This window comes from Bradyrhizobium retamae, assembly GCF_001440415.1.
Taxonomy (GTDB): Bacteria; Pseudomonadota; Alphaproteobacteria; order Rhizobiales; family Xanthobacteraceae; genus Bradyrhizobium; species Bradyrhizobium retamae.
Window position 1 is genome coordinate 16,892 of sequence record NZ_LLYA01000183.1, and the last position, 22,378, is coordinate 39,269.

Sequence of the window (22,378 nt, forward strand, 5' to 3'; positions counted from 1 at the left end):
CTATTCCGCGGCTTGCAGCATGGCAGGCGGCGAGGAGACCGGCATGGTGGCCAGGATGTCCTCGATACGCCTCTTACAGCAGCCACCGAACGCGTTGGTGTGCTGTCTGACTGCCTCGACGCTGGTCAGGCCATGCGAGCGGATTGCGTCCTCGATGGTTCCGAGATCGACTTCCTTGCAGAAGCAGACCTTTTTCGCGCGCCGGGTCGTCTCCGGATCGGCGGCGACCTCGGCGGCCTGCGTGTCCATCTGCGCCATCCCCTTGGTCTGCCGATTCTTGGCCACCTCCTCCCACGGCACTGGTCGACGCAGCTGCTCCCACATCGGGTTGAACAGCGCTTTGTCGATCTCCTCGACCAGCTTCACCATACCGACGTAGCCCATATAAGCGTGGCAGCGCTCCTGGTTGATGTCGAGCCAGGGCATCGCCGCTTTCAGCGCAACGAACTGCGATTTGCCACCCGAGAGCATGATATCCGCTTTCGCGTCCTTGAGCATTTTGTATATCTCGCGCGGCGTCATGTCCTCGATCATGTGGGCATCCTGCCCCATCAGCTCCTTGATGCGCTCCTTGTCCTGCTTGGTGGATTTTTTGATGCTGGTGCCGACCAGCTCGAGCCCTGCCTCCTGCAGCGCCGCCACCACGGACCAGGACTTGACGCCGCCGGTGATCAGAAGTGCCCTCTTACCCGCAAACCGCGGCTTGTACCGTTCGATCGCGGCCCAGGCGCGCGCCTCCTCGCGCGCGATCACCGCCTCGGTGCGCTCGATCAGTTCGGAAGGCGCTCCGCGCTCGACCAACAGCCGGGCAATCTGGCGCAGCGAATCGCTGGAATCCTGGATGCCATAGAACGACCCTTCGAAAAACGGGATGCCGTAACGCTCCTCCATCTTGCGCGCGACATTGATCATCGCCTTCGAACATACCATCATGGCAGCGCGCGCCCGGTGCGAAGAGGCGACTTCGCGATATTTGCCGTCCCCCGAGATGCAGGAGAGGATGCGGATACCGAGCTCGTCAAGCAGCGGCTTGACCTGCCAAAGCTCGCCGGAGAGGTTGTATTCGCCAATCAGGTTGATGTCGTAGGGCGTGGTGTAGTCCGGCTCTTGCGTGCCGATGACGTGCTCGAGCAAGGCCTCGCCGGCGAGCTTGTTGCCTAGGTTCTTGGGGCCGACGAAGCCCGGCGAATTTACGGGAATGACCGGCTTGCCGAGTTTTTGCGAAGCCGCCTTGCAAACCGCATTGATGTCGTCGCCGATCATGGCGGGAACGCAGGTCTGATAGACGAAGATGGCCGACGGGCTGTACTTGTTGATGATCTCTTTGATTGCCTTGTAGAGACGCTTCTCGCCCCCAAATACTATATCGGTTTCGTTCATGTCAGTGGTGAAGCCGGTCCGCCAGATGCTGGCGCCAGACGAAGCCGCACCGCGGTTGTCCCAGGAATTACCCTCGCAGGCGATCGGACCGTGCACCAGATGGGCGACGTCGGTAAAAGGCTGCAGCGCAATTTTGGCGCCGTCGAAGGCGCAGCCGCCTGCGGCGCCGCCCGGCTGCAGCTGCTTGGTGCAGCCCTTCTTGCGCTCGGCATCCGACTTGTTGGCGTTCTTAGCGCAGCCCGGCTCGTTGAACATCTCCTGGATCGTGGCCGATAGCGAACTCATCCGTCTCTCCTCTCAACCGAGCTTGTTCGCGAAGATCAGTCCATCGTGCGCTTAGGCCATCGCCGACGTTTGCCGGCGATGGCGCGCGCCGTTCGTTATCAACGAATGATGTCGAAGCTATAGTCGGTCTTGCCGGCAATGTTGGTCTTCTTGTCGATCTCGTCGAAGATCTTGTCGAGAATCTTCACCAGCACGTTCATGCCCCCCTGATAGCCCCACACCGGAGAGCGGTGATGGTGATGCCGATCGAAGATTGGGAAACCGATCCGGATCAGCGGCGTACCCGTGTCGCGCTCCAGATACTTGCCATAGGTGTTACCAATCAGGAAGTCGACAGGCTCGGTGAACAAGAGCGAGCGCATATGCCAGAGGTCTCGCGCCGGATAGGCATGGCAGTTCTGCCCAAACGGCGAGCTCCCAAACAACGCCTGCATTTTCTTCTCCCAGGCCTTGTTGCCGTTCGTGGACAGCACATGGATCGGCTCGGCGCCAAGCTCGAGCAGGAAGGCAGCCAACCCATAGCAGAGGTCTGGATCGCCATAGATCGCGAATTTCTTGCCGTGGACATGCGCGCTGGAGTCGGCCATCGCGTCGACCAAGCGGCCGCGTTCTCGTGCCAGTCCCTCCGGAATGTCCTTGCCACTGATGCGCGACAGCGCCATGAGAAACTCATCCGTTGCGGACACGCCCACCGGATAATTGAACGCCACGACCTCCTGGCCATGGTCGGCGATGAACGGCAGCGTCTTTTCCGTGCACCACTGCTGCATGGAGATCGTTGCCTTAGCGTGAACCGCGTTCGCGGCGTCTTCCAGAGTCGTGCCGCCGTCATACATCCGGAACTCGCCGTCGGTCGGTGTATCGAACACATCGGAATTATCGGCAAGAATGGTGTACTGGATGCCCATCAATTCGAAGATGCGCTTGATCTCGCGGATGTTGCCGACGGTGTAGCCGTCAAAGCCGCCGATGAGGTTGATCTTCTTGTTGGGCGCGCGCTCGAGTTTCGCGGCTGTCCCCGCCTTGCCGTCCCAGAAATGTTCGAGGATGCCCTTGAGCGCATTGTCGTACCCGGTGACGTGGCTGCCCACGAAGGCTGGCGTGTGCGCAAACGGCACATCGAAATCAGCTGGCACCGAGCCTTTTTCCTTGGACGTTTTGATAAAGGCATTGAGGTCATCTCCGATCACCTCCGCCATACAGGTGGTGGAGACCGCGATCATCTTGGGCTTATACATATTATAGCTGTTGGCGAGCCCATCGATCATGTTGTTCAGCCCGCCGAATACCGCAGCGTCCTCCGTCATCGACGAGGAGACGCAGGAGCTTGGCTCCTTGAAGTGCCGCGACAGATGGCTGCGGTAATAGGCCACGCAGCCTTGGGAGCCGTGCACGAAGGGCAGCGTGGCCTCGAAGCCAACCGAGGCGAACACCGCGCCCAGTGGCTGGCAGGCCTTGGCTGGGTTTACCGTCAGCGCTTCCCGCGCAAAATTCTTTTCGCGATATTCGGGCGTCTTCGCCCATTCCCTGATGCGTTCGACCTCCGCGGCATCGCGGGGATTCTCGAACATCTTCTTCTTGTTGGCCAGCATCTGCTGGTATTCCGGACCGCGGAACAGCTCGAAATGATCGAGCACGTGTTCTGCACTCTGCGCCATTGGTAGGATCCCTTCGAAAATCGTGATTAATGTCGGCTCCGGCTCTCAGTAGAGAGCCGGGCCCCTCGAGTTATTCGGCAGCCAACAGCTTCGGCTTCGGGACGTCCTTCCACGGCGCCTTGGTCTTCTTCCAGATCGGTGAGTTGATGGCCATGTCCATGTCGCGCGCGAAGATCGCAAATCCATCATAGCCATGATACGGACCCGAATAGTCCCAGGAGTGCATTTGGCGGAACGGCACGCCCATCTTCTGGAAGACATATTTTTCCTTGATGCCCGAGCCGACCAGGTCAGGCCGGACCTTCTCGACGAAGCGTTCGAACTCGTAGCCGGTAACGTCGTCGTAGATCAACGTGCCATCCTTGACGTAGTGCTGGGCGGTGCGTTGGTAGTCATCATTGTGGCCGAACTCGTAGCCGGTGCCGACGACCTCCATGCCGAGATCTTCATAGGCGCCGATCACGTGGCGCGGACGTAGCCCGCCAACGAACAGCATCACGCTCTTGCCTTCCAGGCGCGGGCGATACTTAGCGATCACCGCGTCCACCAGCGGCTGATATTTTGCAATCACCCGCTCGGCACCCTCCTTGATCTTGTCGTCGAAATAGCCGGCGATCTTGCGCAGCGACTCCACGATCTTAGCGGGCCCGAAGAAGTTGTATTCGCACCAGGGAATGCCAAACTTCTCCTCCATGTGCCGCGAGATGTAGTTCATCGAGCGGTAGCAATGCAGCACGTTAAGCTTCGCCTTCGGCGTTGCCTCGAGCTCGGCCAGGGAACCGTCGCCGGACCACTGCGCGATAACGCGCAGGCCCATTTCCTCCAGCAGGATTCGGGATGACCACGCGTCGCCGCCGATATTGTAGTCGCCGATTATCGCGACATCATAGGGCGTCGGCTCGAACATCGGCTTGCTCTCGGGCATGACCTTGTCGAACACCCAATCGCGCACCGCGTCGTTGGCAATATGGTGACCGAGCGACTGTGACACGCCGCGGAAACCCTCGCAGCGGACCGGCACGATGGTCTTGCCCCCATATTCCTTCGACTTCGCCCTGGAGACCGCCTCGATGTCGTCGCCGATCAGGCCGATCGGGCATTCCGATTGGATGGTGATGCCGTTGTTGAGCGGGAACAGCTCCTGGATCTCGTCAATGACTTTGACGAGCTTCTTGTCGCCGCCGAACACGATATCCTTTTCCTGGAAGTCGGAGGTGAACTGCAAGGTCACGAAACTATCGATGCCTGTCGTGCCGACGTAATAGTTACGCCGCGAGCCCCACGAGTATTGTCCACAGCCGACCGGACCATGGCTGATATGGATCATGTCCTTGATCGGTCCCCAGACCACACCTTTGGAGCCCGCGTAGGCACAACCGCGGATCGTCATCACGCCGGGGATGGATTTGAGGTTGGACTTGACTCCGCAGTCCGACTTGCCGACCTCGTGAACATTGAGGTGCTTGGCGCGCCGTTTTGCGGTCTTCTCCGGATAGACCTTCAGCACCTCCTGAATCAGCTCTTTGTTGCGGGCTTTGATTTCTGCGATGCTCTGGGTCGGGGCTAGACTCATGCTGATATCCTTCAAAGGTTTCCTGTTGCGACGGCGGCTCTCGGCCAAGAGTTTTGCAACGACCGTGCCAGCCGCGGCGTAAGCGCAAAAATCAGCGCAGTTGAAAGTAGATAGCCACGTTCGCGCGGGTAACCGGACCGTTGTTGCAAACCCGACATCGAGCGTGTCCACAGACGTGCTCGTTTGATCTGTTCGAAATAAAACAAGGGCGGGCGCGCGTGATATTGCACCGCATTTCCCCGCGAGAACATTGCGATACTTGGCGGGCCCGCTGCCGGAAATGGCACGTGACGAGGCGCCCCAGCTGCAAGGCTGCGTCAGCCAGTCTGGTTCACCATTGTTGCGAAGCCCGACCGCTGCTCACCTCGTTGGCGACGGTCGTGCGCACATTGCGCCTGGCCTCGTCGCCATCCTGATCCCAATGCTATTGGGCCGACCAGCCAGAGAGATCGTCTTGGCCGATCCGCAGGCGTTGCTCGAGTGCCTTGAGCACCTCAAGCCACAGCGCTCGTACGATTTCCGCTCTATGGTCTTCTGCATGCGCGTCGACGCCCAGGCCGCCCTAGCTGATGCGCCTTAACGCACTAGGGGCTGTTGATGGGGTGCGATCCGATGTTGCATCCAGGCTGCCGGGCGTGCTTCACATCCGGCTCCATCTACCGGACAACTGACCTCGGTTAGACTAGCACAGAATTAGAAGCTTCGGGTCAGGAAACGCGAGAGTAGCATGTCATCCCATTCTGAAGATCTCCTTTCGGCGGCGCTGGCTTATCACCGGCTGCCACGACCCGGTAAGCTCGAAATCCAGGCGATCAAGCCGCTCGTCAACCAGCGCGACCTTGCGCTCGCCTATTCGCCCGGCGTTGCCGCCGCCTGCACCGAAATCGCCAAAGACCCCGCTGAGGCCGCCTCGCTGACGGCGCGTGGCAATTTGGTCGCCGTGGTCAGTAACGGCAGCGCCGTGCTCGGCCTCGGCAACATCGGCCCGCTGGCGTCCAAGCCCGTCATGGAGGGCAAGGCGGTCCTGTTCAAGAAATTCGCAGGGATCGACGTCTTCGACATCGAAATCGCCGCCGACACCATCGAGCGCGCGGTCGAGACGGTGGCGGCGCTGGAGCCGACCTTCGGCGGCATCAATCTTGAGGACATCAAGGGACCGGAATGCTTTGAGATCGAGGCGCAGCTCAAGGAGCGCATGAAGATCCCGGTGTTCCACGACGACCAGCATGGCACGGCGATCATCGTAGGAGCCGCCATCGTTAATGGCTTGCTGTTGAACGGCAAGAAATTGCCCGAAGTGAAGATCGTCTGCTCCGGCGCTGGTGCTGCTGCGATCGCGTGCCTCAATCTGTTGGTATCGATGGGCGCACAGCGCAAGAACATCTGGGTCTGCGACATCGACGGCGTCGTGCATGAGGGGCGCAACACGCTGATGGACCGCTGGAAGGCGGTCTATGCGCAAAAAACGAGTGCGCGCGTGCTGGCTGACGTGATCGGCGGCGCGGATATTTTCTTAGGTTTGTCTGCGCCCAACGTGCTCACATCAGAGATGGTCAAGTCGATGGCTGACCAGCCGCTGGTGATGGCGCTGGCCAATCCGACCCCGGAAATCATGCCGGACGAAGCCAGGAAGGCGCGCCCCGACGCGATGATCTGCACCGGGCGTTCCGACTTTCCGAACCAGGTCAACAACGTCCTGTGCTTTCCGTTCATCTTCCGCGGCGCGCTCGACGTCGGCGCCACCGGGATCAACGAGGAAATGAAACATGCCGCCGTCGAAGCGATCGCGCAGCTCGCGCGCGATCCGCCGTCGGATGCGGTGGCGCAGGGTTTTGACAGTGGTGAGACGCAAGGCTTCGGCCCGGGCTCGCTGATCCCGAGCCCATTCGATCCGCGGCTGATCCTGCGCATCGCGCCGGCAGTGGCGAAGGCTGCGATGGAATCCGGCGTGGCGACACGCCCGATCACGAATTTCGAGGAATATACCGCGCTCTTGGAACGCTTCGCCTTCCGCTCCGGCCTCGTCATGAAGCCGGTGTTCGCCAAGGCCAAGACCCAGCCGGTTCGCGTGATCTATGCCGAGGGCGAGGACCAGCGCGTGCTGCGCGCGACGCAGGTCGTGCTGGAAGAGAAGCTGGCGCGGCCGATCCTGGTCGGGCGGCCTTCCGTGGTCGAAGCCAGGATCAAGCGGTTCGGCCTCTCGATCAAAGCCGGGCAGGATTTTGACCTCGTCAACCCGGAAGACGATCCGCGCTACCGCTCCTACGTGCAGACCTATATCGACGTGGCTGGAAGGCGCGGCGTCACGCCCGAGGCTGCGCGCACCGTGGTTCGCACCAACAACACCGTGATTGCCGCGCTCGCAGTGGTGCGCGGCGAGGCTGATGCCATGATCTGCGGCGTCGAAGGCCGCTATATGAGCCATCTGCGCCATGTCCGTGAAATCATCGGCTTCCTGCCGGGCGTCAGCGATTTCGCAGCGCTGGCGATGATGATCACCAGCAAGGGTTCCTATTTCATCGCCGATACCCAGGTGCGTCCGAATCCGAGCGCCGAGGAGTTAGCAGAAGTGGCGTCGCTAGCGGCAACCCATGTCCAGCGGTTCAACATGAAGCCACGCGTCGCCTTCGTGTCACATTCCGACTTCGGCAGTTATGATACGGATTCCTCGCGCAAGATGCGCCGTGCCACCGCGCTTCTGAAAGAAAAGCATCCGGAGCTCGAGGCCGACGGCGAGATGCAGGGCGATACCGCGCTCTCGGCCGCCGCGCGAAAACTCGTGCTGCCGCATTCGAACCTGGAAGGCGACGCTAACATCCTGATCATGCCGAACCTCGACACCGCCAACGTCGCCTACCAGATGATCAAGACGCTGGCGGATGCGCTTCCCGTTGGTCCGATCCTGATCGGCCCGGCACGCCCGGCGCACATCCTCACCCCGGGGGTGACGGCGCGCGGCGTCCTCAACATGACGGCGGTCGCCGCCGTCGAAGCCCAGGAGCGCGCCGGCCGCCAGCAACTCGGCTAATTGAAGGCGGTCGCCTTCCGGGCGCAGGCGGATTCGATTTGATCGCGGAGAGCGGAAGGACCATAATCGTTCCGCTCCTCCGTCCGCTCTTCCCGCATCCTCACTGCAGTGAGATCCACCAGCCAGCGTTCGTTACCTTCGGGCGAGTTCTGTTCGCGGTTCTGTTCATCTACACGGGGGCGACAAAGCTGTTCGGCATACAGCAGACCGCCGATCTCATCGCGACCAAATTTTCAACTCCCGAGGCGTTCGCGCCCTACACCGCGCCGCTTGAGAGCGCGACCGGAATGCCGACGCCGCAACCTCTGGCGGTTGTGGCCGACGCGCTCGAACTCATCACGGGGCTGATGATCGCGTTGAACTTTGGTGCGCGCTTCTTTGTGTTTGTTTTGGTCTTCTATCTCGGATCTCGACTTGCTATTCCTACGACTTCTGGAATCAGCCGGCACCTGGCAACGCCCAGGTCCTGATCGATGCCTTGAAGAACCTCGCGATCATCCGCGCGCTGTTCATGATCGCAGGCTATGGCCGCGGGCCGAAGAATGTCGAGGCGGCCTACGGGGACGTGTAGGCCCGCCGGCTCTCGGTTTTGCCCGACAGGCAGATGGCGACTGAGGATCGGCAGGCCACCGTGCCCGATTGGGGCGCTCCCGTGCTCAGATGAAAGAGGGCGCCCCCTGCTGCACAGCGTTGCAGCATCTGTCCCAGATCTATGTCCCTCTCGCGCCATTGTTGCCGTGAGACCACACATGCGGGTGCGCTCGAGGTGGACGGCTCGATCAGCGCATCAAGCAGCCTCACGGTGAACGGCGGCCCGCCTTCGGAAACGGTTCGGTCGGCGGCACACAGGTCAATTCATGCGGCAAGGAGCGAGTCGCAGGCGGTAAAGTTGCGTGCGCCCGTCGCCTTGCGGTGAGCAGTTACCAGGCCGCGATAGGTGTTTTGCGACACGCCAGCCGCAATGCCCTTGGAGATGATCCGGCTCGACGTGTTCTTGCCGAGATGGACCATCTTGGTGCCAGAATCGACCTGCTGGTGACCGTTCGAGATCGCGATCGAGTAGAACTCGCCGCGCGAATTGTCGCCGCGCAGGATGCAGCTCGGATATTTCCAGGTGATCGCCGAACCGGTTTCGACCTGGGTCCAGGAGATCTTCGAATGGTTGCCGCGGCAGTCGCCGCGCTTGGTGACGAAATTGTAGATGCCGCCAACACCTTCCGAATTGCCGGGATACCAGTTCTGCACCGTCGAATATTTGATCTCGGCATCGTCCAGCGCGACGAGTTCGACCACGGCGGCATGCAACTGATTCTCATCGCGCTGCGGTGCGGTGCAGCCTTCGAGATAGCTGACGTAGGAGCCCTTGTCGGCGATGATCAGTGTGCGCTCGAACTGGCCGGTATTGCGCTCGTTAGTGCGGAAATAGGTCGACAGCTCCATCGGGCAGCGCACGCCCGGCGGCACGTAGACGAACAAGCCGTCGGAGAACACCGCCGAATTTAGTGTCGCGAAGTAATTGTCCGAGGTCGGCACGACCGATCCGAGATACTTCTTCACGAGCTCGGGGTGCTCGCGAATCGCCTCCGAGATCGGCATGAAGATCACGCCGGCGGCCTTCAGCTCCTTCTGGAACGTGGTCGCGACCGAAACCGAGTCGAACACCGCGTCGACCGCGATCTTGCGATTGGCCGACGGCTTGCCGCCTAGCGGGGGCTCGACACCTTCGAGAATGGCGACTTCACGCAAGGGAATGCCGAGCTTCTCGTAGGGCTCGAGGATTTCAGGATCGATTTCGTCGATCGAGGACAGCGTCTTCTTCGGCTTCGGCGCCGCGTAGTAGTAGAATGTCCTGGTAGTCGATCTTGGGGTAGTTGACGCGCGCCCAGGTCGGCTCGGTCATGGTCAGCCAGCGGCGATAGGCCTCCAACCGCCATTCCAGCATCCAGGCCGGCTCGTTCTTCTTCGCGGAAATGAAGCGGACGGTGTCTTCCGAACAGACCCTTGGGGCCTTTTCCGATTCAATGACCGTCTCAAAACCATATCGATATTGATCGACGTCGATGCGGCGCACCCGGTCGACCGTCTCCCGTACGGCTACAATTGCCTGCTCCGCAAGGACAACTCCGCCCATTTCCGACGAGGGCTGCGCCGTGCCTGCTTCGACGCATAGGCGATCGCGCAAGCCGCACGCAGTTCGAGGCCGGCGATCAGGCCAATCGGGCGACCGATCAGAGAAGTTACCGCCGCCGAGAGAGTCTCAATCTTGCTGCGCGTCACGGCCCCACTCATCGGCCGCTCTTCTATGCCTGCACGCATGTGTCGGGCACCGGGCAGACAACAGCGCATTGCGGCGCGTCAAAATGATCCTCGCATTGGGTGCACTTCTTCGGATCGATTACATAGATGTCGTTCTTGAGGCCGATTGCTGCGTTGGGGCATTCGAACTCACACGCGCCGCAGACGGTGCACTGGGAGGCGATTATCTTGTAAGCCATAAACTCCGATTCCTTGGGCAGGCGACGCGGGACGGCTTCTTTTCTTTCAAGGCTCGTGCCAAACGCCGAGCTTTGATTTATCTCGGCTATTTTCCTGTCTCGCGCGTGTCCTGGGCCAGACAGCGTGTCGCGACCACAACACTCGGCTCACAGGCGCCTGATATGAATGCCGTACTTCTTGAGCGCGTAGCTGGTCTGGCATGGGGTTAACCCGAGGAGGCGAATCGCCCTCCGCCCGCGCCCAGCCCGACTTCTCCATGCCCGCGATAACGGTGTCGCGGTCGGTAATTTTCGCCCCGCTCCCCGACGCTGATGCCATGGTAGAGGTCTGCGCGGAACTTGTTTCGCGCCACCGCCTTTGGAGATTGCGGTTAATGGCATCAGTGACAGTACGGCGAGCTTGATAGTCTCTTGTCGCCGATGCGCTGGAATCCCTGCTCCTGCAGGAGACAGAGCAGCTTCTGGAAGAGTGGCGAGATCTCACCGATCTCGTCGAGAAACGGCGTTGCCATGTCAGCCATTCGATATTCCTTGAGCGAGTTCAGCGCTCCGATGAAGACCTCTTCTCTTGGGCGGACAATTCCGATCCAGCACCGTCTCAGGCAGCGGGGGCGACAGCTCGTGCACGCGTGGCGACCAGTTCCTTGCCGGTCGCGGAACGCCCCGCAACAGTACGATCGTGTAGGACTTGGCAACGACCGCGATCTTCTCGATCAGGCCGCAGCGACGGTGCTGATGACGCTTGAAATGGACCTTCTTGCCGTCGCGGGTGGGCTTCAGCTCTGACAGCCTCTTCTGTAGCCCGAGCGCGGCGCCAACAATTGCCCGCAGTCGCGGGCGAGCAGGCAATGCAGCTTCACGGTTGGCCGACCAGATTGGCTATGATGGCTAGAGGGCGGCCGTCGGAATCGATCGATCGTCCAGCACCCGATCTGCCCGCAACCGTTGCACCATTGCGAAGTGAACGATGCGCGCATCTTTGAAGGCGCCGAGTGCATCCATATTGTCGGGGCCAAACACCGGATGTGCGGCGATCGCAAAAAACATTGGCCCTTATCTGCTTATTTCCTGCAAGGTTTTAGGCCAGCGTAAGCGACGCGATAGCCTCGGACTTTTGCGCAACGTCGCGTTCGCAACAGATTGGCGGATTTGAGACAAGCCGAGGGTTTGCTTTCGGACAGAAAGCGCGTGCTGCACGCCCGCCTGTGATCCGGCGCAAGATGGCCTTTTATGACGCGCTGTTTGCCGACACCGCGCAGATGGAAGATGTCGTCGGTGAGCGCGTCCATGATGCCATGCAGATGCTTAAAGCGGTTCGCGCCGACTGCAGTAGGCGGGGACAGGTCCTCGTCTCCATGTCGCAGACGAAACCCGACCGGGCAGGATCGGCATCGTCGACGGAGACGGATGGACCGATGCTGCCGACGCCATTGCGAACCGGCTGGTGATCTAGGCGCGGAAACGCTTTGTCTACTCAAACTTCGCCGGCCGTTGGCGGGCGCCAGTCGAAATCGGCACGCGCATCTACAAGGATCTCGTAATCGGCCATCTCCGGCGTGCCGGTGTTGGCCTCGCGGGACGGTGTGCTGCGCGGCATCTCCCGTCACGGCAGCGATGTTCGTTCCGGTGTCAAGCTCTTGGAGATCGATCCGCGCGGCCGGTTGGCGCAATGGACTGGCATCGACAGCCGCGGCCGGGCGGCACAGGCTCCGAATTGACCACAGAGCCTCAACGTCAAAGGAAATGTGGTTGCTAAGAGCCGTTCAAAGGCGGAGCGCTGTTCAAGCAGGCGCTTCTCAACGACTTTTCGCTCCGAATCAGGCAGCTCGGTTTGAAGCAATCTACGACAACGCCAAATGTCGTTCCGCACGGATTTGATCTCACTTAAGCTATCATCAATCGAAGTCATCCCGGATGCCTACTTAGTGGAACTACTGACCAATCGTGCCATTCTTCAGCAAGGGGCAGTACATTTGCCTCGCGGCTCGATCGCGAATGATTCGGTGTGCGCGAGGCTTGCATCGATCGATGCCACCTCATCGCAGCGTGTCTGTCGATAGAACGTTGCGGCTCGTCAGCAGCAGTGCAGTCAGGCCTGCTGAAACGAGGCCGCCGCGTGGTCAATCTCCCGCGTGGCGGCGGGCCGTTCTTCTCGTCCAGCTGCTTCAGCGCCGCCAGCATGTCGTCCAGATACAGTCTATGCAGGATAAGCGTTACCTCGCGAAGCGCCGGGGAGAATTGACCATACATATCCAAGGGCCATGACGATAGGATTACGCGCTTCTCGTCTGAAAAAAAGGAGGCATCGTTCAGCACATCTTCGGGTGAACCGTAGTGCGAGTGCGATACCGGGTGGATTTTGGGCTGGCACTGGCGGCAAGGGAACTGACTGTGGCGCAAACTTCGCGCCTTGAGCGACGCGGAGGCAGCCAGCGCATCGAATTCTTCTCTGGACTGGATGTCGACATGGACGAGACGATCTGGTGGTGGACGAAGGTAAAGCTGTTGGCTGATCGGGACGCCATCGAAAGAGCATTGAAGCCATTCCTTGGCCGGCTACGCGCCGCCCCCGGGGTGCCAGAGCGCTTCGGTCTTCCGCTAAATGAACTGAGCTCCCCAAGAGCGCGATGAGGGCCTGGACGCTCTCGACCAATTAGAAGTTGAGATCTATTCTGGCTTCCGCATCCTGGCCATCGTCGATGACTTCACGCGCGAACGTCTTGCTTATCGTTGATACGTTCGTCGCCAGTCTTGCGGGTCGCGCGCGAGCTCAACGCTGTGATTGCATTCCACGTTTGACCAGCGATGATCGTCCCCCGCGGCACCGAGCTCACCAGCATGGCAACGGGTTGGTCGCAGCACCGGCAGATCGAGTGGCACTACATCCCAGCAAGCCGCAGTGATTCCTTCGTCGAACTGTCACATGACCTCATCATATCTCCTGTATTCGTCGGTGTGACCGTCCCCAACCCGACTGCCACACTCGCTCGACGGAAGGGGCCATCGGGTGCCGAGTTCTATGTTTTTTCGGAAACACTGGCTGGGTAGGCCGGAGCCCGCATGAACAGGTTCTATTTTGTGGAGTAGCATCATGACGCCTGCAAAATCCGCGCAAAATAAAGTATGTGCTGAGTTGAGAGGTGTTTTGGAGCATGCTTTCCGGATGGTGCCCGAAGCGAGGCGGACGTCTTCGTTGAAGGCATGCCTTGCCGAGAAGGTCTTAACTCTGGCCGCAGGGGGTGAATCGGATCCAACTATCTTGGCGCGTGTCGCGGTGCGGACAGTGCAGGAATCATAGGCTTTATTTTTCACCGTCCAGGGCACGCCAGATGATTTGACGTGGCAGGATTGCCGGCGTTTCTCGTGTTCTATGTCATAGAAGTGCGGCTCTGTGCCGCGTTGCTCCACGAAATAATTGGCTAGCGTCAGATATCGCTGCTCCTGCGTCACTTCGTAGAGGCGCGTCAATGCAAGTTCAATTTCTGGATGGCCATCATAGCCGTGTAACTGATCGCGCTCCGGGCCGAAAACTGTGCCGAGGTGGTCCGCAAGCTTGCAAACGACCTCCAGCAGGCGTCGTTTGCCAGTAGCCAGAAAGAAAGCGATACCCGCTTCAATCAAGTGGCCGGCACAGTAAAGCTCATGGCATTCGGCTAGGTTGCTCCAGCGGTCCTGAGGCGCCTTTAGCATGAAATAGGTGTGAGATAGCCGTCGCCGCATTGGGCGGCCGCAATCACTTCAATCAGCTCATCGGCGGCTTTCTCCAGGTCCGGATTGGGTGTCTGGCACAGCGACCAAGCAACCGCCTCTAGCCATTTTGCGACATCACTGTCCTGAAAAGCCGTGCCGTAGAACTCCCCCTTCGCACTCCGGCGGCAATACGGAAGTTTTCTACCGCGTGGCTCCGTGTCGCTGCGGGATTGCGGTCGTTCAGCGCGTCCCATTGATAGGGAATCGCCACTTCCGTCACCAAGTGCTGGCATTTCCCAATCAGCGGATCCGAGACCTGTAGGTCGTGAAGATTGACTTCGGCCACATCCCGCTGATTCATCTCGTTTCTCCTTCGTGTGGGGCGAACGGGCGCCTAGCTCAGGCAAGCTAGCTCGCCATGATCGTTGTTGAGGTGGCGGCCTCGAAATTGGCGGCTGCGCATCGTATTCTCCACGCGAACGTTGAAGCGCTAGAAATGGAAAGGCTGCCCCCGATGCCGCTGGACGGCGTAGGCCTCAGAAAGGGCTGGTCAAACCGAGCTTCTTTCCAATCTCCTACCGCTGAAATGTCATGCAACAATCACACTGGAGTCTGTGGGATCACAAACGTCGGGCCCGCCTAAGCCTCGCCGTCAAGCCAGCCGATCTTGCTCTTCAGGAACCGAAAGCCCAGCACCTCGAAGCCGGCGCGCTCGCTGTTGTCCCGGCCGTAACCATGGCCGCCCGCCGCCGGCTCGTAGAAATCGGCCTCGTAGCCCATCGCCTGGAGCTTCGCGGCCATCTTTGATGGCAAGCCAATCGCGATGGGGGAGCATCCAGATGTTGCTTGGCAAATTGATTCTAGTCGTGGCACCGGATTCGTCACCGAGCCAGCGGGCAAAATTGAAGGCGTCCACCCCATCGACGAACCACATCCGCGGCGGCGCAACGGTGTGGTCGACATCGCAGCCGGCTCCGACATGATCGGCTGCGATCTCAAAGATCACCGGCGCTTGATCCGCCTGCGTACCGCGACGCCAGAGCCTCACCGTACGCGCATAGCCGGAGGTCGTCGCCATGCCCTGCCCATGAGAGCTCGACAGCACCAGCGTATCGCGATCGAGCCACTCAACCCCGCCCTTGGCTTCCTGCAGGACGAAGCCATCGCTGACAAATGTCTTCGCGCCGGTATCGAACTCACGCAAGGTGACGGCATCGCTGCCGCCGCGCGATAGGCTCAAAATCATCCGTCTATGATCGCCGGCCAGTGAGGCCGTCGCTTTCAGAAGCCAGTCTTGGCCTTCGCTGATAGCGAGCTGATCGATGTCGAGCAGAACTTCCCATGAAGGCTTCGGCATGCGAAATTCTTCCAGAGAGGTTCGTAGCCAGACGCCGCGTGGATTGTTGGCGTCCTTCCAGAGATTGTAGAGGTAGCCGCCGCGCCGGCTGACATAGGGGATATTGTCAGGTCGGTCATAAATCGAGGTCAGCGCACCGCGATCCCGCTCCAATGCCGCGCCGCCAAACACCTGCAGCGTCTTGCCATTCTACCACTCGACAAATTTCAGCGCCTGCGCGCCTTCGATCAGTTCCAACCACAGATAGGGATCATCATCTGGAGCGGAAGGCGTGGGCTTTCCAGCCAGCGACTTTGTCGTCGCGCTTGCTTTGATCACGCTTCACTCCATCCCTGGCATTGATGCGCACTCCCCACATGGCACCGCATCAAAGCTTTCACATATTGCATCCGTAGTTCCTTGATCTGGCCGCCGCGCGGCGTTCATTTAATGCGAATTGCCATGTCTGCGTCAGTTCCATCCACTGCTGAAGTTGGTAGTTGATTTGGGCGCGCTCTGACGCATCACATCCTCAACCCTTGGACCCCAAGCTGCCGGTGGCAACTTCATCTTCGATGCCAGCTCGGCTTGTGGCGAGTGGCACGATATTACCGAGCGGCTTGGGTGACACCGTAGATGATAATCGCTGCTGCAAAGCGCCACTCCAAACCGCCTTAAGACACCAAATGCTGGTCGGCTCCGGGCCAAACAGGTCGGAGCGCAATCGATAAGATCTAACAATACAGAAGCAGCTCACTATGCGTGGTCGCGTTGGTGTGGCTATCTTGAATGAACTCTACTCGACTGCGGCACCGGCCTTCACCTGCCGGAACGATACGGGTCGTACACGACAATCGGTTCAACCAGTGGCGCAAGGCGGCTATCTGGGATCGGTCTGATGAATGCTGTCATCAAGGCTCACGATGGCAGTTCGATTGTAAGTATCCATCAGCACGCCTCCGGGGCCAAAAAAGAGTGGAGATCATTGTGTGGGCCGAAGCCGAGGAGGCCTCACCACCAAGACCCACGCGCGGGTCGACACGAAAGCCGCGCGGTCCCCCTCCAAGATCTCGCCCGGTGCGGTCCACGGCGCCTGGCCGATGCCCTGCTCGAGGCCTAGATTTAGGAGACTGGCCAACATAGGCATCTCGCCAAAGGCTTCCCGTGATTGATACTCGGTTTCGAAGTGCCGGCCTCGCTTGTTGCGCTCTACCGGTTCTACGCGCACTGCCGTGTGGGTTCTAAGAAGGTCTTGATGGCCGCCTCAATCGGCCAATTTTTGGCGAAGCTTCTTTCGGCGTCATCAAAGCCGGGGAGCACGGAAATCGCTCCTCCGCGCAAGCCATTGAGATAATGGATGAATTGTGCCGAGGCATGATAATGGTAGCGCTAGCTGCTGAAAATCAGCGCCAGGGCCGGGTTAAAACATTCGTATAGTTCTCCAGCTCCTTTCGATAGTTTAGGATCATAAGTAACCAGCTTACTAAGTTCAGGTTCGGACGCTCAGCCACGCAGTTTTTCGCGCTGGCGTTGATGACGCTAACTTCGTTGTACCTTCACTCCCATTTCGCCGCGACGGCGTTCGGCTATTTGGAAATGATATTGGTGTTTTCTCTGATGGGCAGCCTCATAGCCTCTGCCATGCTTTTCATCTTGCCCTTCGCTGCTTTGGCCTACTTCTTTGCGCCGCCCACTTTCAATCTGAATGATCCACAGGATCTTCCTGTGGTTGTGGCCTTTCTTGTTGCCTCAATTGTTGGAACGCACCTGATCGGAAAAGTTCGCCGAGAAAGGGAGGTTGCGCTTGAGGCCGCAGCCGGGCTCCGGCGCAGCGAGGCTGAGTTGCGCGACCGCGAGAAACAGTGGCGCGAAATCTTCGAGCATAACCCGGTCATGCAATTCATGGTCAATGCCACCGGAATGGTCCTGAACGTCAACACGTTTGGCGCAACACAGCTCGGCTATGCGCCCTCGGAGCTTGTCGGGCATTCCGTGCTGAAGGTATTTCTGGAAGAAGATCGTCCGTTTGTTCGCGAGCGCGTCGGGCTGTGCATTGAAACGGTCGGCCAATCGCACACTTGGGAGATCCAGAAGATCAGGAAGGATGGCTCGGTGCTGTGGGTGCGCGAAAACGCCAAAGCCATGCAGTGGGCAGAAGACAAGCTCGTCGTCCTTATCGCTTGCGAAGATATCACCGAGCGAAAGCGGACGGAAACTGCCCTGCGGCGGAGCGAAGCCCATCTGGCCCAGGCGCAGGAATTGAGCCGCACCGGCAGCTTCGGCTGGAACGTCGCCACCGGCGAGGTCCACTGGTCAAAGGAGACCTTTCGTATTTTCCAATACGATTCGTCGACGAAACCGATCCCGCAACTCGTCGTTGATCGAACCCATCCAGAAGATCGGGCTGCCGTGCGAGAGACCATCGAACGAGCGCTCCAAAACGAAGAGGATTTCGAGCACGAATACCGACTGCTGATGCCGGACGGCTCGGTGAAGCACCTCCACGCGCTGGCACGAGCCATTAGAACCGCCTCTGGTGATATCGAGTTTGTCGGCGCAGTGACGGATATTACGACTGCAAAGCAGGCGGAACAGCAGTTGCGTCGTAGCGAGGCCTATCTGGCCGAAGCCCAGCATCTCAGCCACACGGGCAGTTGGTCCTGGGACGTCGACCGTCTCGAATTTGTGTATCGCTCCGCCGAAATCGATCGTCTGTTTGGCTTCGATCCGGAACAGGCTGTATCGATAGAGACCATCCGGTCGCGTATCCATCCAGACGACTTGCCGCGGCTTCAGGAAGTGCCGCGCCAGGCTATCAAAGACAAGGGAGGGCATTTCGAATATGATTTCCGAATCCTTCTTCCAGATGGCGCGATAAGGCGCATACATTCCGTTGCGCACGCCGTGGTCGGCAGCGATGGCAACGTCAGCGAGCTCATCGGAACGCATATGGATGTCACCGAGCAACATGCGGCCAGGGAACGACTGGAAGGGGCTCTTGCTGCGTTGCGCGAAAGCGAGCAGCGGTTTCGCGACTACGCCGAAACGGCCTCCGACTGGCTCTGGGAGACCGGGCCGGACCACCGGGTCATCCTTTTATCGGAGCACACCAGCACAGCAGGCATTCTGGCCACAGAGGTCGTCGGCCTGCTTCGCTGGGAAATTGCGCGCGATGTCGAAGCAGAACCCGAGAAGTGGCGGCAGCATCGGGCGACACTCGATGCACGCCTTCCATTTCGCGATTTCATCTATAGCACCGTCACCCAGATGGAATCTCCAATTTACGTCCGGACCAGCGGAAAGCCATTTTTTGATGCTGCCGGCAATTTCCTCGGCTATCGCGGCGTCAGCACTGACATCACCGCAACCATCCGCGCAGATCAGGCCGAACGAGAACTGCGGAAGGCACAGGCAGAGCTCGCGCACGTGACGCGCGTGACGACGCTGGGCGAGCTGACAACCTCCATCGCCCACGAGATAAGCCAGCCGCTCGCCGCCATTGTCACCAATGGCGAGGCTTGCCTGGGTTGGCTTGGTCGCGAGACTCCTGATCTTTCGGAGGCGCGCTGCTCAGTGGAGTGGATCATCGAGGACGGGATTCGGGCGAGCGAGGTGATCCGCCGCATCCGCGCGCTTGCGAAGAAAGGCGAGATCGAGATGGTGCCGGTCGATATCAATGACATCGTCAAGGAGGTAATCGCGCTGGTGACACGCGAGCTGGTCAGCCATCAGGTGTCGTTACGGACCGAGTTGACGCCGGCCCTCCCCATGATCCTGGGTGACCGGGTTCAACTGCAACAGGTGATCACAAATCTGGTGATGAACGGGATTGAGGCCATGCAGACGGTCAGGGACCGGCCGCGCGAACTGGTGATTCGGTCATCCCAGGACGATATGGGACGCGTGCACCTTGCCGTGACTGATTGCGGTGTCGGGATCACCGAGGACGACGCGGATCGCGTGTTCAATCCCTTTTTTACCACTAAATCAAGCGGCCTTGGAATGGGGCTTTCGATCTGCCGTTCGATCGTGGAGGCTCACGGAGGGAGCCTGTCGATCGCCCGCGAGCAAGAGCCGGGCGCGACTTTTCAATTCGCCCTTCCGTTGCATAAAGAGGTCGTGTCGTGACCGGGCGCTCCGACTCGCCGCACCAAGGCGTGAAGACCGAGGAGCCGAGCGGAAGGGCGATCGTGTTCGTGATCGACGACGACGTCTCAATGCGTCGTTCGCTCGCGAATCTTTTTCGATCGGTGAACCTGGACGTTGCTGCGTTCGGATCGGCCCAGGAAATGCTGCAAGGCAACCTTCCGAAGGTTGCCAGCTGCCTCGTCCTTGACGTCAGGCTTCCTGGATTGAGCGGCATCGAGCTGCAGACTGAGCTAGCCAAGTTGAACCTTCACATTCCGATTATTTTCATAACTGGCCATGGCGACATTCCAATGAGCGTCAAGGCCATGAAGGGTGGAGCGGTCGATTTTCTTACCAAGCCGTTTCGCGATCAGGAGCTGCTTGACGCTGTCGTCGCCGCGACCGAACGGGATCGCAAGAGGCGGGAAGTTGAGAAGACGGTTGCGAACTTGCAGTCCTTGTTCGAGACCTTAAGCCCACGCGAACAGGCAGTGATGAAACTGGTCGCCGCCGGCCTGATGAACAAACAAGTAGCCGCAGAGCTCGAGCTCGCCGAAATGACCGTCAGGATCTATCGCGGACGGGTGATGAAGAAAATGGGCGCACGATCGCTGGCCGATTTAGTCAGAATGGCTGAGACCCTCGGAATTTGTGCCAACCACCCCGAATAAGCCTAAGTATGAGTTTACATTTTCATCCCGCAAGCCCACCTTGGTCCACAAGCCTACCCTTGGTCCAGGCGGCTATGCTTCGGCAAGCGCCTTTCCCGCGTTAGGAGGGGATCGTCTTGTCCACGCCTCCGCTCATTTCCATCGTCGATGACGACGGGTCGGTCCGTGCTGCGATAAATAATCTTTTGAAATCCCGCGGCTATATCGTCCATACATTTGTGTCGGCCGAGGAGTTCTTGCGCTCGCCCCATCTGAACGGAACATCGTGTGTGATTGCGGATGTGCAGATGTCGATTATGAGCGGCTTGGACCTGCTGACACATATGCGGGCCCAGGGTTACAATGCACCGTTCATTTTCATCACTGCCTTTCCCGATGATCGCGTTCACGCCCGTGCGCTGAGCGCCGGAGCGATTTGCTTCCTGGCCAAGCCCTTCGCCGGACAGCACTTGATCAGGTGCCTTGATACCGCACTGGATCAGCGTCGCGGCGGAACCAGCGCATGAGACGATGAGCACCGCAGTCTACTCAACTCAAACTTCGGCGCGGCGGAACCGCGCGCGCCATACCACAAGGTCGATGAGGACCTCGGCCTCACGAAGCAGCAATCCTTGGCGATCGGGCTCTTTTATTGAAATTCTTCGTTCGCTATTACCGATCCAGGCGCCCACCGAGCGCGATTTTCTAAAGTTTCCCGGATCCTCGATCGCTGCAACGAAGGAGGAAGCTGTTACCGCGCCGATGCCAGGGATCGACGCAACCAACTGGCATTGCTCACCTCACTCGCGCGGGCTGAAGCAACAAGCTGCTTGCTCAATTCAGCGGCGCGGGCGCGCATGCCCCTCCAGGTATCGAGCAACGGCTTGATAATCTGCTTGAGGACGGCATTGTTCGCCAGCTTGCTGCACACATGGCCCTCAAACACGCGTCCTGCCCCCTTGGGAACGACTAGATCGAACGTCTTCATCAGGCCGCGGATCTGGTTGGACAGCTGGGTTGTCATCTTGAGCAGTTGGTTGCGCGCTGCGACCAGCGTGCGAACCAGCATGCTGTCAAAGCTCTTCACCCGCACCTCGCGGTAACAGCCGACCTCGGCAAGATGCGAGAGCCCATCCGCGTCATTTGCGTCGGTCTTGTTTGGCGCCATATCTAGCGCCGCCTTGGCGTGCCGCGCATCTATGCAAATCGCTGAACACGATGCGTTCCGCGTTCGCTTGCGGATGACATCGGCTATCAGCTTGGGATCGGATGGGCATTTTCCGCGCCAGATCCGCTTGCCTCCTTTGCGCACCGAGACGATTGTATCTTTCAATGACACGTCGAGGCCGATAAACTGCTTCATGGTTGTCTCCCGTTTGATGCTGGGCCCGGCGTCGAGTCGAGACCGTATTTCATCCTATCGGGGGGCAACCACCTTAATCCAACGCATCACAATCGCGCCGGTGTTCCCAACCCCGCGATTACCCTATGTAAGTCGTCGTCTGTGAAGAAGACCTAAGCCACTGAACGGGAATCTCGATTAGGGCCAAGGGGCGTTTCCGGATTGCAAGGTTTTGCTGCTTTGAGCGCCGGAACCTTGCGATTTCGTTTTCGGGATTCCCTCGAAGCGGGAAGCATGATTCCTTGTCTGCATCGGAGGGGACGATGCGGCCGAAGAAGCACCAGACGACTGGATCGAACGATCTGTTCCGGGCTCGGCTCGACCAGATCATCAATCTGAAGCACGAACTGGTTTTGCTCGCTGGCAAGATCGACTGGGACTGGATCGACGGCGAGATTGCGCCGCTCTACAGCGAGCACGGCCGGCCAGGGATCGCGACCCGCTTCATGATCGGTCTGCTGCTCAAGCACATTTACGGGCCATCCGACGAGGGGGTGTGCGAGCGCTGGGTCCACGACCCGTATTTCCAGTACTTCACCGGCGAGGAGTTCTTCCAGCACGCTTCCCGCATGAGCGCTCTGACCTGAGCCACTGGCGCAAGCGGCTCGGCGAGAAGCTGGAGCTGCTGTTGGCCGAGAGCCTGCGGGTGGCGCACGGCGCCGGCCGCCTTGCGCCGCAATGACCTCAAGCGGGTCACGGTCGGTCGAGTAGCCCCGGGGAATTGCACCCCGAGGCTCTCACGAAACCGGACGC

General features: G+C 59.5%; 18 protein-coding genes and 5 pseudogenes. 9 read left to right on the forward strand and 14 right to left on the reverse strand.

Going from position 1 to position 22,378, the window contains the following annotated elements; translation table 11 throughout:
* The 3 genes from nifE to nifD form a co-directional block, all read right to left on the reverse strand.
* On the reverse strand, positions 1–1,665 hold the full coding sequence (gene nifE, locus CQ13_RS30925; RefSeq protein ID WP_057846608.1) for a nitrogenase iron-molybdenum cofactor biosynthesis protein NifE: 1,665 nt from the start codon (positions 1,663–1,665) through the stop codon (positions 1–3).
* 98 nt (positions 1,666–1,763) lie between these two features.
* Entirely contained in the window at positions 1,764–3,323 is a 1,560-nt protein-coding gene (nifK, locus tag CQ13_RS30930) for a nitrogenase molybdenum-iron protein subunit beta (RefSeq protein WP_057846609.1), read from the reverse strand.
* A gap of 70 nt (positions 3,324–3,393) precedes the next feature.
* The gene (gene nifD / locus CQ13_RS30935) at positions 3,394–4,896 is read right to left on the reverse strand and encodes a nitrogenase molybdenum-iron protein alpha chain (protein WP_057846610.1); all 1,503 of its coding nucleotides are present in this window, start codon (positions 4,894–4,896) and stop codon (positions 3,394–3,396) included.
* A 280-nt stretch (positions 4,897–5,176) separates the two neighbouring features.
* Here nifD and CQ13_RS47310 point away from each other — a divergent pair, with 280 nt between their 5' ends.
* The 3 genes and pseudogenes from CQ13_RS47310 (at position 5,177) to CQ13_RS30950 (ending at position 8,495) form a co-directional block, all read left to right on the forward strand.
* Complete coding sequence (locus tag CQ13_RS47310) at positions 5,177–5,476, forward strand: SufE family protein (protein WP_057846611.1); 300 nt, start codon at positions 5,177–5,179, stop codon at positions 5,474–5,476.
* Positions 5,477–5,623: 147 nt separating this feature from the next.
* Positions 5,624–7,924 carry an NADP-dependent malic enzyme gene (locus CQ13_RS30945; protein WP_057846612.1) on the forward strand — a complete coding sequence of 767 codons (2,301 nt, stop codon included), beginning with the start codon at positions 5,624–5,626 and terminating at the stop codon, positions 7,922–7,924.
* A gap of 113 nt (positions 7,925–8,037) precedes the next feature.
* Positions 8,038–8,495, forward strand: a pseudogene (locus CQ13_RS30950) (DoxX family protein).
* A 293-nt stretch (positions 8,496–8,788) separates the two neighbouring features.
* Here the strand turns inward: CQ13_RS30950 and sufB are convergent.
* The 4 genes and pseudogenes from sufB to CQ13_RS43595 all read right to left on the reverse strand — a co-directional run.
* A pseudogene (sufB, locus tag CQ13_RS30955) lies at positions 8,789–10,025 on the reverse strand (Fe-S cluster assembly protein SufB); the annotation flags it as partial.
* A gap of 199 nt (positions 10,026–10,224) precedes the next feature.
* Positions 10,225–10,419 (reverse strand): 4Fe-4S dicluster domain-containing protein, encoded by a 195-nt coding sequence (locus CQ13_RS30960; RefSeq protein WP_057846613.1) that lies wholly within the window; start codon positions 10,417–10,419, stop codon positions 10,225–10,227.
* A gap of 380 nt (positions 10,420–10,799) precedes the next feature.
* The gene (locus CQ13_RS43590) at positions 10,800–10,940 is read right to left on the reverse strand and encodes a sigma 54-interacting transcriptional regulator (protein ID WP_156434002.1); all 141 of its coding nucleotides are present in this window, start codon (positions 10,938–10,940) and stop codon (positions 10,800–10,802) included.
* A 367-nt stretch (positions 10,941–11,307) separates the two neighbouring features.
* Positions 11,308–11,466: a hypothetical protein gene (locus CQ13_RS43595; RefSeq protein WP_156434003.1), complete on the reverse strand. Its 159-nt coding sequence runs from the start codon at positions 11,464–11,466 to the stop codon at positions 11,308–11,310.
* 158 nt (positions 11,467–11,624) lie between these two features.
* Here CQ13_RS43595 and CQ13_RS30970 point away from each other — a divergent pair, with 158 nt between their 5' ends.
* Complete coding sequence (locus tag CQ13_RS30970) at positions 11,625–11,867, forward strand: hypothetical protein (protein ID WP_057846615.1); 243 nt, start codon at positions 11,625–11,627, stop codon at positions 11,865–11,867.
* A gap of 26 nt (positions 11,868–11,893) precedes the next feature.
* Here the strand turns inward: CQ13_RS30970 and CQ13_RS46555 are convergent, their stop codons facing one another.
* Entirely contained in the window at positions 11,894–12,016 is a 123-nt protein-coding gene (locus tag CQ13_RS46555) for a hypothetical protein (protein ID WP_283807541.1), read from the reverse strand.
* A 755-nt stretch (positions 12,017–12,771) separates the two neighbouring features.
* Between CQ13_RS46555 and CQ13_RS43600 the strand changes: the two genes are divergently transcribed.
* Entirely contained in the window at positions 12,772–13,050 is a 279-nt protein-coding gene (locus CQ13_RS43600) for a hypothetical protein (RefSeq protein ID WP_057846616.1), read from the forward strand.
* Between the two features lie 288 nt (positions 13,051–13,338).
* On the opposite strand, the gene CQ13_RS30980 is transcribed toward CQ13_RS43600, so the two are convergent.
* The 5 genes and pseudogenes from CQ13_RS30980 to CQ13_RS46560 all read right to left on the reverse strand — a co-directional run bounded on the left by CQ13_RS30980 (position 13,339) and on the right by CQ13_RS46560 (position 15,784).
* Positions 13,339–14,139: a beta-L-arabinofuranosidase domain-containing protein gene (locus CQ13_RS30980; RefSeq protein WP_210183083.1), complete on the reverse strand. Its 801-nt coding sequence runs from the start codon at positions 14,137–14,139 to the stop codon at positions 13,339–13,341.
* Positions 14,103–14,219, reverse strand: a pseudogene (locus CQ13_RS47315) (hypothetical protein); the annotation flags it as partial. The pseudogene CQ13_RS47315 and the gene CQ13_RS30980, both read right to left, overlap by 37 nt.
* A gap of 8 nt (positions 14,220–14,227) precedes the next feature.
* Positions 14,228–14,470, reverse strand: coding sequence for a hypothetical protein (locus CQ13_RS45960; RefSeq protein ID WP_245309430.1), 243 nt, complete (start codon positions 14,468–14,470; stop codon positions 14,228–14,230).
* Between the two features lie 291 nt (positions 14,471–14,761).
* A complete protein-coding gene (locus tag CQ13_RS30985; RefSeq protein ID WP_245309432.1) occupies positions 14,762–15,637 on the reverse strand; it encodes a prolyl oligopeptidase family protein in 876 nt (291 codons plus the stop codon).
* 18 nt (positions 15,638–15,655) lie between these two features.
* Positions 15,656–15,784 carry a hypothetical protein gene (locus CQ13_RS46560; RefSeq protein WP_283807542.1) on the reverse strand — a complete coding sequence of 43 codons (129 nt, stop codon included), beginning with the start codon at positions 15,782–15,784 and terminating at the stop codon, positions 15,656–15,658.
* A 1,194-nt stretch (positions 15,785–16,978) separates the two neighbouring features.
* On the opposite strand from CQ13_RS46560, the gene CQ13_RS30990 reads away from it, so the two are divergent.
* The 3 genes from CQ13_RS30990 (at position 16,979) to CQ13_RS31000 (ending at position 20,750) form a co-directional block, all read left to right on the forward strand.
* Positions 16,979–19,573, forward strand: a complete 2,595-nt coding sequence (locus CQ13_RS30990; protein ID WP_082637733.1) for a PAS domain S-box protein — start codon at positions 16,979–16,981, stop codon at positions 19,571–19,573.
* A complete protein-coding gene (locus tag CQ13_RS30995) occupies positions 19,570–20,244 on the forward strand; it encodes a response regulator transcription factor (RefSeq protein ID WP_082637734.1) in 675 nt (224 codons plus the stop codon). Before CQ13_RS30990 ends, CQ13_RS30995 begins: the two co-directional genes overlap by 4 nt.
* 116 nt (positions 20,245–20,360) lie before the next feature.
* The gene (locus CQ13_RS31000) at positions 20,361–20,750 is read left to right on the forward strand and encodes a response regulator transcription factor (RefSeq protein ID WP_057846618.1); all 390 of its coding nucleotides are present in this window, start codon (positions 20,361–20,363) and stop codon (positions 20,748–20,750) included.
* An 81-nt stretch (positions 20,751–20,831) separates the two neighbouring features.
* Here CQ13_RS31000 and CQ13_RS31005 read toward each other — a convergent pair.
* Positions 20,832–21,586 (reverse strand): annotated as a pseudogene (locus tag CQ13_RS31005) (IS110 family transposase); the annotation flags it as partial.
* Between the two features lie 302 nt (positions 21,587–21,888).
* Here CQ13_RS31005 and CQ13_RS31010 point away from each other — a divergent pair.
* A pseudogene (locus tag CQ13_RS31010) lies at positions 21,889–22,378 on the forward strand (transposase); the annotation flags it as partial.